This window comes from Anaerobacillus sp. QJM3NY_17, assembly GCF_056173665.1.
This window is the reverse complement of the sequence record NZ_CM149685.1, coordinates 406,385-421,139: the sequence shown is the minus strand read 5'-3', so window position 1 is coordinate 421,139 and position 14,755 is coordinate 406,385. Positions and strand designations below refer to the sequence as shown.

The following is a 14,755-nucleotide window of genomic DNA, read 5'->3' as shown; positions in this document are numbered from 1 at the left end:
TACAGTCAATCACAATACATTCAAAACCGAATCGATTTTCGCATGATCTTCTGGCGACTGATCGATATGATGCCAGATTAATTTCCCTCTCTCATCAAAAATCCACGTACCACCTTGAATATATACATCCTGCGTTTTCATCGACTTTAATACAAAATCCTTTTTCTTTTGTTCTTTTGGAATAAACCCATCCAATTTACGGGTGACAAATCCAATCGCTGCTTGTCCAAGTAATTTCCACTTCGGCATCGTATGATGTCCCATGCCACGGTATGCTTCTCTCTTCGGATCACCTGCAATGACAAAAGGAAATTCTCCAAAAGCCTCTGTAAACTGGCTAATATAAGTAGCATTTGAGGGGGCGATGGCTATAATCTGAAAGCCCTTATTCTCAATTTCATTTACGCGCTTACGCAACTGCGTAAGATAAGCTCGACAAACTGGTCAGCCAAGGTGACGGACAAATATGACCATCGATTTCTTTTGATTAATCAGTTGCTCCAGAGTAACAGTGGTACTTCCTGGAACATCGAGTTCATAATTTAATTTATCCAATACAATCTCTCCTTACCTGATCGATGCTACGTTTGATCGGTGTTAAACACTTGTTTCTTACTATCGATTTTACACCTTTTTCGATAGTAGTGATACCCAATGAACCCAATAACTGCCACCACAACAATTAAAAAGACATATTTCTGTATGCTCCCTAAAATCGCTTGAACTGATTTTATATTCCCATTCCGCCCAATCCACAACATAGCGATTGTCCAAGGAAATATACCGACAAAGGTAAGTGTTCCAAATATCCAGGGCTTGACCTTACTCATACCAGCCACATAGGATACATAGTTCCCTATCCCAAGTGGGCGTGTAATTGCAATACTCCATGATCCACATTTTCTAAACCATCTTTGAACGCGTTCAACCTTCTTCTTTTTTAATTTCCTTTCGACTTTATCCTTTACTTTCAAACCGATCCCATATGGAATAAAACTAAAAATCGTGTAAATACCGCTCGTTAGAAATGCAAAACCAACCATCTCGATCATCGAAGCATTCAATAAATAACCGTACGTCAATGTCATCATTCCCCCGGGAAAAGGTAGAGATGATGCTTCAATAGCATTGCTTATTAAAAGACCCCAGATTCCAAGCTCTTTCAGGAAATGAATCAGAAATTCCAGCATAGTGGATCCCCTCTCAATCTAAAACTATGTATTAAGTTCCCTGATCAGTGAGTCTGAAACCAATGTAACACTGTTTTAATGCGTAACAATGAATGGATATGTCGTTTTAACCCGCAAAGTTTGAAATATTTCCGCGGAAATGAAATGATTTACTCGATTAATTAGTTATATCCACGTATCTGTTAAAGAACAAAACCCCCATCACGTCCAAAGTGATGGGGGCTATTAAAACACTATCCTACAGAAACAACGTGTTTCTCTTGTTCATACTCCGTAACAGCTTCCTCAAAAATGCGGAGACCTTCATCAATTTGCTCTTTCGTAATAATCAATGGAGGAATCATTCGAATCACTTCTTGATGTTTTCCGCACAGATAGAAAAGCACCCCTTTTTCAAGAGACAGATCTAGTATCCGCATCATTCCATTTCCGTCTGGTGCGCCTGTCTCTGGATCAATAATTTCAATTCCAATCATTAACCCTACACCACGGACATCTCCGATCACATGGTGCTTTTCCTTTATAAGAGCTAATTTTTCTAATGCATAAGCACCCATATCCTTCGAATTGGACAGTAATCCTTCTTCTTCAATTACGTCGAGAGTAGCTAGCGCCGCTGAACAAGCAATCGGATTACCACCAAATGTTGTGCCATGTGTTCCCATTGGCCACTGACTCATTAGTTCTTTTGAAGCTACTGTGGCGCTAAGAGGCATCCCAGAAGCAATTCCTTTTGCGATCGCCATAATATCAGGTGTAACATCAAACGTCTGTGCAGCGAACCAGTCACCAGTCCGTCCGAATCCAGTTTGAACTTCATCAAAGATTAGCAGCATACCATGACGATCACAAATCTCTCTTACTTTTTGTAACCATTCTTTCGGTGGAATGATATAGCCACCTTCTCCTAGAACAGGTTCCACGATTACGCAAGCCACTTCTTCAGGAGTTACCTGATGATCAAAAAGCATTTCGAAATCTTTCTCAAGCTCACCAACACAATAATCTTCTACACTTTGCCCTTCTGGACAACTAGCAGCATCCGCATAAGGAATTTGATAGGTTAGTCCATTAGGCTGTAAAAATTTACGGTATTTGCTTTTTGATGTACTTACACCAAGAGCACCAAGCGAGCGTCCATGAAAGCAACCTGTAAAGGAAACAACATACGGTCGTTTCGTTACATATTTAGCAAGTTTCATCGCACCTTCAATGGCCTCAGTGCCACTGTTCGCAAAGAAAAAGCAATCTAAATCTTTCGGCATAATGCCTTGAAGACGTTCTGCTAGCTTTAGAATTGAATCATACATAATTACTCCTGAAGGCCCGTGCATAAGAGAGTCAGCACCGTCCTTTATAGCCTGTACTACCTTAGGATGACGGTGGCCCGTATTCGCTACGGCAATACCTGAAGTAAAATCTAGGTACGTTTGGCCATCTGCCCCATAGTAATAGCAACCCTCTTCTTTCACGACTGGTAAATTCGGATGATCCTTTGCCATACTTGGTGCAAGATAGTCTGACATGTTGTTGTATCTATGTTCAAATGATGTAGCCAATGTGATATCCTCCTTTAAATTCTGCTTTTATACAAAGAAATGGGCCATTACAACAATAATCGGAAGTGTTATAACCGTACGTTGCAAGAAAATAATAGCAAGTTCTAGAACTGAAATTGGAATTTTCGATTTCACTAGCAAAATACCAATCTCTGACATATAAATTAATTGTGTTAATGAAATAGCTGCAATAACAAATCGCGTTAATTCACTTTCAATCCCTGTTCCTATAACTGCAGGTAAAAACATATCTGCAAAACCAACTAACATAGCCGGCGCTGCTTTAGCTGCTTCAGGAATTTGCATAAGTTCAAGGACCGGTACGATCGGCATTGATAAATATGTGAAGAAAGGCGTAAATTCAGCAATAATAAGGGCAATTGTTCCAAGTGCCATCACAAGCGGAATAAGAGCAAAATAAATATCAAGAACGGTGTTAACACCCTGACCAGCTACATGCTTCACTCCTTTTACTTCAGATGCCTTCTCTAGTGCTTTTTGTATTCCCCATTTGAAGCTAGAGACACCCTCAGGTACATCTTCAGAAATTTGTTTTCCTGTACCCTCATAGTACGTGTCCGCTTTACGAGATAGCGGTGGTATACGTGGACAAACAAACGCAGCAACTAGCCCTGCTACCACAACCGTAAAGTAGAACGGAATAAACATATCTTCTAAACCAATGAAGCTAATTACAACAAGACTGAATGCGATCGAATTGATCGAAAAATTTGTTGCAATAACAGCAGCTTCTCTTTTTGTATAATAGCCTTCTTCATACTGTTTCGTTGTGATCAGTACCCCAACGGTTCCTGCCCCCATCCAGGAAGCAAGCGCATCTATGGATGAGCGACCAGGTAACTTAAACAAAGGACGCATCACATAACGAAGGGCTGTTCCGAAGAAATCCATTAACCCAAACTCTAGTAAGAGAGGCATTAACAGACCAGCAAAAAGAAACCATGCTGCAAGAACGGGAACGAGTGAGTAAAGCATTGTACCACCCGAAACATCCGAGATGATAAATTCTGGACCAAATTTAAACAGTGTCATTACTGCGAATAATGCACCGATTAACCTCGTACTAATCCAGAACCAATTCACATAAAATAATTGCTTCAGAAACGGACGAAGCATGATAGCTTTTGGTTCAAACGCTTTTGCAATAATAGGAATAATAGCAGATAAAATAAGAATGGCGGTCATAAATCCAGGCAAGATAGGCGCTAGTTTTATTTGTATAGACTCAGCCAAAATCCCGACTCCAATCGTCATTTTCCCATTAAAAGGAACGGGAACAAGAAATAATAAGATACCGATTAACGATGGAATAAGAAACCATGCATACGCTTTTTTTGTTTGAGATTTCTCTGCTGATTGACCCGTACTTTCAAGAGGATAGGATTTTTCCTGTTTAACTTCCATTCTTCACTCTCCTTCGACATTTTTAATATTAATTCATATTCTTGCATATAAATCAGAAAAGAAGCAAGGGTAATTTTCACTTCTTGCTTCTTTTAATATGCAAGTATTATGCCAAAAACTATTGAATTCTGTATTTTTTAAGTTTTCTAACTACTGTTGGTTGACTCATCCCTAACGCATCAGCAATCCTTGTCGTTGTTCGAAACTGTCGTCTAGCCTGTTCAAGTCGTTCTTTCTCAACTCTTTCAACTGTTTCTTGTAAAGTTTCATTAAAATTATTCATTTCTGAATAGTCTTCACTCGAACTTTTATATGTTTGAGGGAGATCTTCCTCTTGTATAACGAATGCATCTGAAGTAACAATAAGACGCTCTATTAAATTCATCAGCTCTCTAACGTTTCCCCTCCACACATGCTGAGTTAACTCATGCATCACTATCTTATTTAGCATCCGCTTTCGTTTATATTGTCTAGAAAAATGATCGACAAACGATTGAATGAGCGGAAGGATATCTTCTTTTCTATCTCTTAGTGGAGGGATCATCAATGGGACGACATTCAACCGAAAAAATAAATCTTCTCGAAAGGTTTTCTCTTGCACAGCTTGTTCCAAATCCTTATTTGTTGCGCTGATCAACCGAAAATCAGAATGAATTTCTTTTGTTCCACCAAGTCGATAAAAGCGTTTTTCTTGAATTAATTTTAATACTTTCACTTGGTTTTGCAGTGAAAGTTCACCGACTTCATCTAAGAAAAGTGTTCCTGTAGACGCCATTTCTGCTAACCCCATACGTCCACCTTTTCTAGCTCCTGTGAATGCCCCCTCTTCATAACCAAACAATTCTGCTTCAAAAAGCGCTTCAGGAATTGCTCCACAGTTCACTTCAATAAACGGTCCATTTCTACGATCACTTTTGTGGTGAATGTATCTTCCCATTTCCGTCTTTCCTACTCCGGACTCCCCTAGAAGGAGAACATTAACATCCACACCTGCAACTTGTTTCCCTGTTGCCATCACTTTTCTCATTTCATGACTTCTAGCAATAAGCCCTTCATCATCCTGCCTTTGCTTAAGCTGCTCAAGCTCATTTTTAACACGCTCCATTTCGGAAGACATTTCTTCCATCCCGGCCTTTATTTCCATTAGTTCAGTAATATCATGAGAATAACTTACAATCCTTACTAGCTCTTTAGCATCATCAAACACTGGCAAACCTGTTACAAGCAGTTTTTTGCCATCAGAACCCGTTTGCACAAACGTAACACGCTTCTTATCCTTTACCACCAGTGGCGTTGCAAGTGGTGTGAATAAACCTTCTCGTTCCAATTCATATACTGATTTCCCCATTAAGTCATTTGCGTTAACACCATAAACCATCCCTGTTCCTTCACTAACTTTCACAATGATTCCATTAGGATCTGTGACAAGTATATCCTCCTGTAAAGAATGAAAGATTGCCTCATATTCATTCCATTTCGCCATACGCCCACCTCATCTATTCATTATTGAATACTTTTGCAATGTGTTATTAAATCCCTTATCTATCAAGTTATTCGCTATTCATTTTTGAATAATCTCACTTTTGTATTTTATCACACTATTATAATCGCAAAGCTAAATTCTTTCCTGCTTAAAGCTAACCCTATAGAATAAACGTTGGAACTTAAAGTTAACGAGGGAGGAAACAACATGGTAGCTCTTAAAGGAAAAACAGCATTAATTACAGGTGCAGCTCGAGGAATTGGTCGAGCATCGGCAATTGCTCTTGCAAAAGAAGGCGTAAATATCGCAATGATTGCCCGTACAGAAGAGACACTTCAGAACGTAGCGAAAGAAATCGAAGCAGAAGGTGTGAAAACTTCCTTCGCTATTGCAGATGTTTCCTCTAATGAGGAAGTAACAACAGCTGTAGCTAAATTGAAAGAAGAACTTGGCGAAGTAGACATTCTTATTAATAATGCAGGTATCGCTAAAATGGGTGGCTTCATGGATCTCGAAGTTACAGAGTGGGAAAAGATCATTCAAGTGAATTTGCTAGGCGCTTACTATGTAACACGTGCTGTACTGCCAGATATGATTGAACGTAAATCAGGAGATATTATTAATATTTCTTCTACAGCAGGACAAAAAGGGGCACCAGTTACTAGCGCCTATAGTGCTTCTAAGTTCGGACTTATGGGTCTAACGGAATCACTAGCTCAAGAAGTTCGCAAGCATGATATCCGTGTAAGTGCGCTAACACCAAGTACCGTTTCTACGGATCTAGCAGTAGAAAATAACCTAACAGATGGAAATCAAGAGAATATGCTTCAACCAGAAGATATGGCTGAGTTTATCGTTGCTCAACTAAAAATGAACAAACGTGTATTCATTAAAACAGCAGGTTTATGGACAACTAACCCATAAGGTAAACTCTCACAAAAGTTACTCTCATTCTCACGATTAATTTAAATGAAAGAAGCAGCCAGACTACTTATGCTGGCTGTTTCTATATTCTCTAAGTGATCCATAGTACTCGTAAGCTTCCCATTGTTTTTCATTTGAATCAAAGTAAACCCAAATAGGTAAATTATCTAGTTCTGGATATGCTTGATATAAGTGTTCATCTCCTATTCTTATAGCCGATAAGGCACCAGGTAACTCTTCTCGAAATATACGATTTCTTATACTCGACCTCCCCTCTTCTGTAGGATCGTCAATTAAGACATATACGTAGAAATAGAGTCCACAATCATTTCGAAAGCTTCCAAGCACCTCATCTCTTATGGTAGAAATACGATCAAAGGCATATTCTTTTCCAATCGTTAAAAACAATTCTCCAGTTATATCGGAATGTGTTAATGTATATTTCCTTCCTAATACACAGTTCTTCTCTCTCATTCCATCACGATACGTCACCATCAGCTTCTGCTTCACTTATCTCTTCCCCCCTCCTTTTTACAGACTATGGGTCATCACTCATATGGGTTCATTTCATTCTTATCGACTATGACAACCTATACAGTGCGTAAATTAATATAGCTAAAGGACATTTTTGAGAGGATGAGAGAATTTGAGTCAACAACCCCAATTAATCAGTTCTGTAGATCCCTACGTCTATCAAACGCTGGTATCAATTGAAGGGAGTTTGCTTACAGTTCAAACAACAAATGGCTCACTCCAAGGAATGCTCGAATCTGTGATGCCAGATCATATTGTTTTACAAGTGAACGAAACCCCTTTTTTTGTTCGCATTCAACAAATTGTCTGGGTATTTCCTAATTAAAGGGGGGATTACATGTTTAAGCGAATCAATAAGCAGTTAATTGAGCTTCCGATACCAGATCATGGGGATGCAAACGCAGCAGCTGCTGTACAGGATTTACTTGGAGGACGCTTTGGAGAATTGTCTACACTAAATAACTACATGTTCCAGTCGTTTAGCTTTCGTGAGAAAAAAAAGTTGAAGCCTTTTTATGACCTTGTTGCCAGTATTACTGCAGAAGAATTTGGACATGTGGAATTAGTAACAACCTCGATCAACTTGTTGACCACAGGAAGTTCTTTTCAAGCGCCACCTGATTTAACTCCATTACAAAATGGTAAAGACGTGCGAAATACAGCTCAGTTTGTCGCTACAGCACAAACAGCTCTTGCTGCAGATGGAATGGGCAACTCCTGGCGCGGAGATTACGTCTTCAGTAGCGGCAATCTAGTGCTTGACCTACTCCATAATTTTTTTCTGGAGGTTGGTGCAAGAACGCATAAGATGCGCGTCTATGAAATGACCGATCATCCTACAGCCCGAGAAATGATTGGCTACTTACTCGTACGTGGTGGAACTCATGTACTTGCATACGCAAAAGCGATCGAGATCGCGACAGGTACAGACTTAACAAAAATGCTTCCGATTCCGAGCCTTGATAACTCCAAATTTGACTATGCTCGAAAATTTGAAGAACAAGGATTAAACAACGTTCTTTATACTTGGAGTGATAGCGATTACTTAGGTATTAAACAAATATGGAAAGGGACTAACCCGGAAAATGGTGAAAAACTAATGGTGATTGAGGGGGCACCAGAAGGGGCTCCTATTCCTAATCTAGATGATCTTCCAGAAGAATTTGCGCCAGGCATTACTAAGGATCATTATGAACAGATCGCAAAACGTTTAATGCGAAATTTATAGAAAAAAGCACCTACCTAAGGGCAGGTGCTCTTTTCTTGCTACCAGATCGCTTCCACCCATTCTGGATGATCAATAAACGGATTGCGATTATGTTGGTACTGATCATAAATAACATTGTTTCGATTTTCTTCAAAGGAATCCACGGGATCCATTTCATTCCATGCCTTTAATACAGAAACTTTCCCAATATATGGTGATGAACCATTGTTTACAAGATTATTTACTTCAAGGTCCACTTCACCACTGTCCCCTTCGTAACGAACAGCCATGTAGAAAATCATTCGTGCTACATCACCTTTCACACTGTCACGAGGCTCCCAAGAATCACTATCATAATAGTTACCGGGTGCTTCTGATTGAGGCGATCCACCGTTATCAAAATCAAGATTACCACGTGAGCTATTGACTGTTACATCAGTTGGGCGTAAATGATGAATATCTGTTCCTGGCCCCATAGATGTCCCAAAATCCCCGTGAGACTTCGCCCAAACGTGTTCACGATTCCAGTCGTCAACGTTACCACCATTCTCATATTTGCTTTGAGATCTGCCACTATAAAGGAGAAGTACATTGTTCGGGTTCGCTGGGTCTTCATCCGTCACGCGTAGGGCATCCCAAACTTCACTGTAAGTTAGCTCATTGTGATCATCGATGATAAGATGCAGCTCAGATTTTAAGGCACTACCGGTTTTACCAACAGCCGAGCTATAGTATGTATCATCGTAAGGGGATGGTTCTCCATCACCTGGGTCGTTAGGATCCCCACTTCCTTCACCATCACTTAATTCCATATCGGAAACACTCTTCACTCCTGTATGAGCGAAATAATCTGTTAGGCTTCCACTGACCACAACAGCTTCACCTAGTAAACTAGGATTACTTTGCAATCCAAAATCATTTCTGAAAGTTGATGGAACCTGGACGAAAAGCATTTCATTTACATTTGTTTCATTCACTTGATCGGCAATCGCGATCGCATAGTCATCCGAAAAGTCAGACGTAGTTACGGAGGAAGTTGAGACTGGCTTTCCAACAATATACCCTTCAACTGACCCTGTACTACCTTGATTTGCTATTCCCTGATTAACTGAAAAAGGTGATGATGAAGTTCCAGATCCATCAGCAAAAGATGGTGTAATCGTGAAATACATCATAATAAACGACACAACTAACATAAAAGCAACCGTTCCATAAACCCTACGACGTGTGGTATTCATTCATATTCCCTCCCCTTTAAAATAAAAGCTCCGTTTTATGAAGCCCCTCTAGTGTAAACGTACACTATTAAGCTAAATGAAACACGATGTAAATGTTCCTTTATTTATCATAGGTCAAATGCCTCATCACGCCTTATATTGTGTCTTTCTTACTATACGGCTGCTTTTTACGAAAATTCCCATCGTTTTCTCATCTTCCTTACTTTCATCCCAGCCCATAGTCCGATATAATCAATGAGGATTGTTAAACCATAAATAAAGGGTGTTTTCCTATGAGTATATTAACCGTGAAAAACCTAACACACGGATTCGGTGACCGTGCTATTTTTGATGATGTATCATTTCGTCTTCTAAAAGGCGAACATATTGGACTTGTTGGTGCTAACGGCGAAGGTAAGTCGACATTTATGAATATTATTACTGGAAAGTTAGAACCAGATGAAGGAACAGTTGAATGGTCGAAAAATGTAAGAGTCGGCTATCTCGATCAGCACACTGTTCTTGAACGAGGCATGACGATTCGTGACGCCCTTAAAGGCGCTTTTCAGTATTTATTTGATTACGAAGCTGAAATGAACGAGCTGTTTGCGAAAATGGGGGAAGCTTCTCCAGAAGAGCTAGAAAAATTGTTAGAAGAAACAGGAACAATGCAAGATATGCTCGCTAACAATGATTTCTACGTAATTGATGCAAAGGTAGAAGAAATTGCACGTGGGCTTGGACTAGATGAAATCGGACTTGAAAAAGATGTACAAGATTTAAGTGGTGGTCAAAGAACAAAGGTCCTTCTTGCTAAACTTCTTCTCGAGAAGCCTGATATTCTCCTTCTCGATGAACCGACAAACTTTCTTGATGAGCAGCACATCGTATGGCTCAGGCGTTACTTACAAGAATATGAGAACGCGTTTATACTCATTTCTCACGATATTCCTTTCTTAAATAGCGTAATCAACTTGATTTATCACATGGAAAATCAAGAGCTAACAAGATACGTAGGTGACTATGATAACTTCTTATCTGTATATGAAGTGAAAAAACAACAAGTTGAAGCAGCGTTTAAAAAGCAGCAGCAGGAGATCTCTCAATTGAAGGATTTTGTTGCGAGAAACAAAGCAAGAGTTGCAACGCGTAACATGGCGATGTCGAGACAAAAGAAGCTTGATAAGATGGATGTAATTGAGATCGCCAAAGAAAAGCCAAAACCAGAATTTCATTTTAAGCAAGCTCGGGCTTCTGGCAAACTCATCTTTGAAACAAAAGATCTTGTTATTGGGTACGATGAACCACTATCCCGTCCATTAAATCTTTCAATGGAAAGAGGGCAAAAAATATCCCTTATGGGTGCAAATGGGATTGGTAAAACGACACTTCTTCGCAGTATACTTGGGGAAATTAAGCCGATTGAAGGTTCAGTTGAGCTCGGTGACTACCTTTATACTGGTTATTTTGAACAAGAAATTAAGACAAGAACATCTAACACTTGTATTGAAGAGATGTGGAGAGAGTTTCCTCACTACAGCCAGGCTCAAATTCGAGCTGCCTTATCCAAATGCGGCCTAACAACGAAGCATATTGAGAGCAGGGTCGACGTTCTTAGCGGCGGCGAGAAAGCGAAACTTAGACTTTGTAAATTGATGAACACAGAATCAAACTTGCTCGTATTTGATGAGCCAACAAACCATCTTGATGTAGAAGCGAAAGCTGAATTGAAACGTGCTTTAAACGAATACAAGGGTAGCATCATTCTGATCTCCCATGAACCTGAATTCTATCAAGACATTGCAACAGATGTATGGAACTGTGAAGATTGGACAACGAAATTAATTTAGAAAAAAAGGCTTATCCGATTATTCGGATAAGCCTTTTTCTATATCTTCAATCGTATAATCCGGAACTAGTATCTTACCGTTATTATTCTTGTTTACGATAGATTTAATCAATGATTTTGTAAGATTTTGAGGGGGATAAGGCTTAATAAGGTAGTCATTTGCACCTAACTCAAAACCTCGCTGCTTCTCCTCACTTACTGTAGATACAAAGATTGGAATATCTTTCGTACGCTCTGATTCCTTCACGGCTTTCAAAACATCCCATCCGCTCATGCGGCCATCTAACATTATATCTAGCACAATTCCTTTAGGAGTCATTGTCTCAAGCATTTTGATCGCGGCTTCACCACTGCGGCAATGATGGGCCGTAAATCCACTTTCTGTAATTTCCTCCATTAATAAAAGGGCAAGGCTATCATCGTCCTCTACAATCAAAACGCCTGAATCCTCCAATTCCCCTGATTTCGGTTCTATTGGCAACCTTTCTCTTATTAGAGGAAAAACAAGTGTGAATGTACTTCCTTTCCCAAGCTCAGAAGTAACTTCAACATCACCATCATGCGCTAACAAAATCTCTTTTGATATAGCAAGCCCAAGCCCAGTTCCACCAATTTGGCGTCGATCTGAATTATCAACACGATAAAACTTCGTAAAGAGTTTAGCTAGAGAATCTTGTGGGATTCCTAGTCCCTCATCCTCAATATCCACATAAAGCTGACCTTCTCCTACTCTGAATCGCGTTAGTATTGCCCCACCTTCTGGAGAATACTTTACCGCATTGCTAATGAAATTATTAATGACCTGTTTGATCTTATCTGCATCTCCAATAATCTCATGTTCATCTGTTGTGTCTTCAATCATAAAAGAATGAAGCTGAGAATGAACGCGATAGTTATCGAGCACTTCTTCAATAATTTCTTTCAAATTCACTCTTGTTTTGTCATAATTTTGCTTTCCAGCTTCCATCCGCTGTATATCAAGAAAGTCATTAATCAGCGAGGTTAACCGCTTCGCTTCTTTATAAATCGTGCTTAAATATTTCTTTTGCTTTTCAGGTTTTAGCTCTTTTGAAAGCATAAGCTCTGTAAAACCAAGAACACTTGAAAGCGGTGTTCTAAGTTCATGACTAACTGTACTAACGAATTCATTTTTCATTTCATCTACCTCATGTTCACGAGTAATATCGCGATGAACAAAAATCGAACCAATGAATTTATCACCATTATATAAATGCTCATAATACATTTGAATAAAGAGCGCTGGTTCTGTATTTGTTTGATAGATTAATTCACTTTGCTTAGGTTTAACACCCACAATGACGTCATGCACGTAAGACTTTACTGCATCGCGATCATCTAAATCAACTTGCAGAAGAAATTTCGAATTCCACTCAGCAAATGTTTTTTCATCTACGCCATCAGGAAAACAGGCATCCAACATTGTACACATTTGATCATTAACAGCACGCGTCGTTCCTTCCCTGTCTACAAGTTGAATTCCTTCTCGAATCGTGTTCAATATTTCTCTATTCACCTGTCGTTCATTCTCTGTTGTTTCGTATAATAGGATTTTATCTAAAGCAAGAGAAATTTGACGTGATAAACCATTGATTTCCGATACTTCTTCAGGCTTGTATTCTACCCCAGTTCTAGTAATGCACAATAAAGCTACTACTTCATTACTTGAAACTACAGGGATATACAGATCATTTGAGAGAACTTCATCACCATGATACCCTGCTTCTCCAACTGAGGCTGGTCTTTGTACAATGTGATATCGCTTTTGTTGAACTGCTTTTATTCCGGGTCCATCCGTAAGATGATCAATCCACTGATGTACCTTCTCCTGGCTGATGCCTAACGACGCATAATCTTTCCCTTGATTCAGCATCACAATAATCCCTTTATCTGAACTTAAGATATGAATCATGTTCGTAATAATACTTTGTAATAACTCATTCTTATTTAGCGTTGAAGCAAGTGAACGGTTTAATTCATTACGATGTTCTAATACTTGCTTCTGAACGTTCATTACTTTCACATTTTCTTCAAGGGTATTTTTACTACTTTGAAGTTCTTCGCTTTGCTCCACCAACGTTTCATTTGATGCAATGAGTGCTTTTTCGTTTTGTTGAATATTAGTAATCATTAAATTAAATGATCTAGCAAGCTCTCCAAGTTCATCTGATCTTCTAACATGTGGTACAGCTACATTTTCACCAGAGGACATTTGACTTGAGGCCAAAGCGAGCTCTTGCAGCGGTTTTCCAATACGGCGAGCCATTATCCCAGCAAGAATGGTAGCTATTAAGAGCAGGAACACTACAAAAAGAACAAATAGAATTTGTAAGTTTGCTAAACGATCAATTAAATTCTTCTCAGTTGCGGTTATTTCGTTGTCAACGTCAGAGACTAAATTTCTCGTTTGATCTCTTAAATTGTAAACGAGATTGCTGCCCCCTTGATTTTGAGATAAGATTTGTAATCCTGTTGTATTATCACTAGCTACCTGACTTTTCGCTTCTTCAAAAAGGTTATAATAATTTATTAATTTATCTTGAAGATATGTGAGATATTCTTTCTCTTCAGGACTCTCCAATTTCGGCTCTAGCTGATTGATTTTATCGACGATCGAATTCTTTTTGGCTTTGTAATTGTTGAGAAACGGCTCATCCAAACGAAAGCCTAGATAGCCTCGTGCTTCAAAAAACATATCATTCAAACTATCTTCTAGTTCAACAGCGTACTGCTGCTTTTCTCGAAGGTTAACAACTTTTTCCTCATACTTTTTTTCAATCGACTGACTATAGAGGCCCAATCCTACGGCTACTATTAAAATCAATAACAAAAACCCGCTCATAAACCAGACAAATTGACGTGATAAACTACTTTTCCATCTTCTATTCACCAAGAATATCCTCTACGACGCTCGCAAGCTCAACAGGACTAAACGGTTTTGAAATAAAATAATTCGCCCCAGCTTCTCTTGCAATCTCTTCATCTTTCTTTTGCGCTTTTGCCGTTAGCATCATGATTTTGACATCCATGTTCCCTTCAGAGCGAACTTTTTTGATAACTTCAAGGCCAGTCATCTCAGGCATCATGTAATCAAGTAATACTAAATCATAGTCATTATCTTGAATAAAATTGTATGCTTCCGCCCCATCTTCAGCCTCATCGATGTCATACCCATCATCTTCAAGTGTATCAACGATTAACATTCTTAGAATCTCTTCATCTTCTGCTATTAATAATCGAGGAGTCAAACCATTCACCCATTTCTTGTAATATTGATTAATAAGATTAAATCACGAACACCCTTTAATAATACCTTCATATTAAAGAGAGTAGAGGGAAATTCCCTCTA

At 39.1% G+C, this 14,755-nt stretch carries 12 protein-coding genes and 1 pseudogene; 4 read left to right on the top strand and 9 right to left on the bottom strand.

Features of this window, described 5'->3' with window-relative positions; genetic code table 11:
- Positions 1–9 precede the first annotated feature (9 nt).
- From AC0VYV_RS02250 to AC0VYV_RS02230, 5 genes and pseudogenes are all read right to left on the bottom strand, one after another.
- Positions 10–432 (bottom strand): annotated as a pseudogene (locus AC0VYV_RS02250) (AhpC/TSA family protein); the annotation flags it as partial.
- Positions 433–581: 149 nt separating this feature from the next.
- Complete coding sequence (locus AC0VYV_RS02245) at positions 582–1,190, bottom strand: DedA family protein (RefSeq protein ID WP_475368344.1); 609 nt, start codon at positions 1,188–1,190, stop codon at positions 582–584.
- Between the two features lie 233 nt (positions 1,191–1,423).
- Complete coding sequence (locus AC0VYV_RS02240; protein ID WP_475366431.1) at positions 1,424–2,749, bottom strand: aspartate aminotransferase family protein; 1,326 nt, start codon at positions 2,747–2,749, stop codon at positions 1,424–1,426.
- Positions 2,750–2,776: 27 nt separating this feature from the next.
- On the bottom strand, positions 2,777–4,174 hold the full coding sequence (locus AC0VYV_RS02235) for a YjiH family protein (protein ID WP_475368343.1): 1,398 nt from the start codon (positions 4,172–4,174) through the stop codon (positions 2,777–2,779).
- A gap of 118 nt (positions 4,175–4,292) precedes the next feature.
- On the bottom strand, positions 4,293–5,657 hold the full coding sequence (locus tag AC0VYV_RS02230; RefSeq protein WP_475368342.1) for a sigma-54 interaction domain-containing protein: 1,365 nt from the start codon (positions 5,655–5,657) through the stop codon (positions 4,293–4,295).
- Between the two features lie 207 nt (positions 5,658–5,864).
- On the opposite strand from AC0VYV_RS02230, the gene AC0VYV_RS02225 reads away from it, so the two are divergent.
- Entirely contained in the window at positions 5,865–6,581 is a 717-nt protein-coding gene (locus tag AC0VYV_RS02225) for a 3-ketoacyl-ACP reductase (protein ID WP_475366429.1), read from the top strand.
- A 63-nt stretch (positions 6,582–6,644) separates the two neighbouring features.
- Here the strand turns inward: AC0VYV_RS02225 and AC0VYV_RS02220 are convergent, their stop codons facing one another.
- Entirely contained in the window at positions 6,645–7,091 is a 447-nt protein-coding gene (locus tag AC0VYV_RS02220) for a staygreen family protein (RefSeq protein ID WP_475368340.1), read from the bottom strand.
- 136 nt (positions 7,092–7,227) lie between these two features.
- Between AC0VYV_RS02220 and AC0VYV_RS02215 the strand changes: the two genes are divergently transcribed.
- Positions 7,228–7,440, top strand: a complete 213-nt coding sequence (locus tag AC0VYV_RS02215) for a YuzF family protein (protein WP_475368339.1) — start codon at positions 7,228–7,230, stop codon at positions 7,438–7,440.
- Positions 7,441–7,452: 12 nt separating this feature from the next.
- Positions 7,453–8,343, top strand: a complete 891-nt coding sequence (locus AC0VYV_RS02210) for a manganese catalase family protein (RefSeq protein WP_475366427.1) — start codon at positions 7,453–7,455, stop codon at positions 8,341–8,343.
- 38 nt (positions 8,344–8,381) lie between these two features.
- Here AC0VYV_RS02210 and AC0VYV_RS02205 read toward each other — a convergent pair whose 3' ends face one another.
- Positions 8,382–9,494, bottom strand: coding sequence for an endonuclease (locus AC0VYV_RS02205; RefSeq protein WP_475369034.1), 1,113 nt, complete (start codon positions 9,492–9,494; stop codon positions 8,382–8,384).
- Between the two features lie 338 nt (positions 9,495–9,832).
- Between AC0VYV_RS02205 and AC0VYV_RS02200 the strand changes: the two genes are divergently transcribed.
- Positions 9,833–11,389: an ABC-F family ATP-binding cassette domain-containing protein gene (locus AC0VYV_RS02200; RefSeq protein ID WP_303533822.1), complete on the top strand. Its 1,557-nt coding sequence runs from the start codon at positions 9,833–9,835 to the stop codon at positions 11,387–11,389.
- Between the two features lie 18 nt (positions 11,390–11,407).
- Here AC0VYV_RS02200 and AC0VYV_RS02195 read toward each other — a convergent pair whose 3' ends face one another.
- Positions 11,408–14,296, bottom strand: a complete 2,889-nt coding sequence (locus AC0VYV_RS02195; protein ID WP_475374408.1) for an ATP-binding protein — start codon at positions 14,294–14,296, stop codon at positions 11,408–11,410.
- On the bottom strand, positions 14,289–14,654 hold the full coding sequence (locus AC0VYV_RS02190; protein WP_430241595.1) for a response regulator transcription factor: 366 nt from the start codon (positions 14,652–14,654) through the stop codon (positions 14,289–14,291). The genes AC0VYV_RS02195 and AC0VYV_RS02190 overlap by 8 nt, the downstream gene beginning before the upstream one ends.
- Between the last annotated feature and the right edge of the window lie 101 nt (positions 14,655–14,755).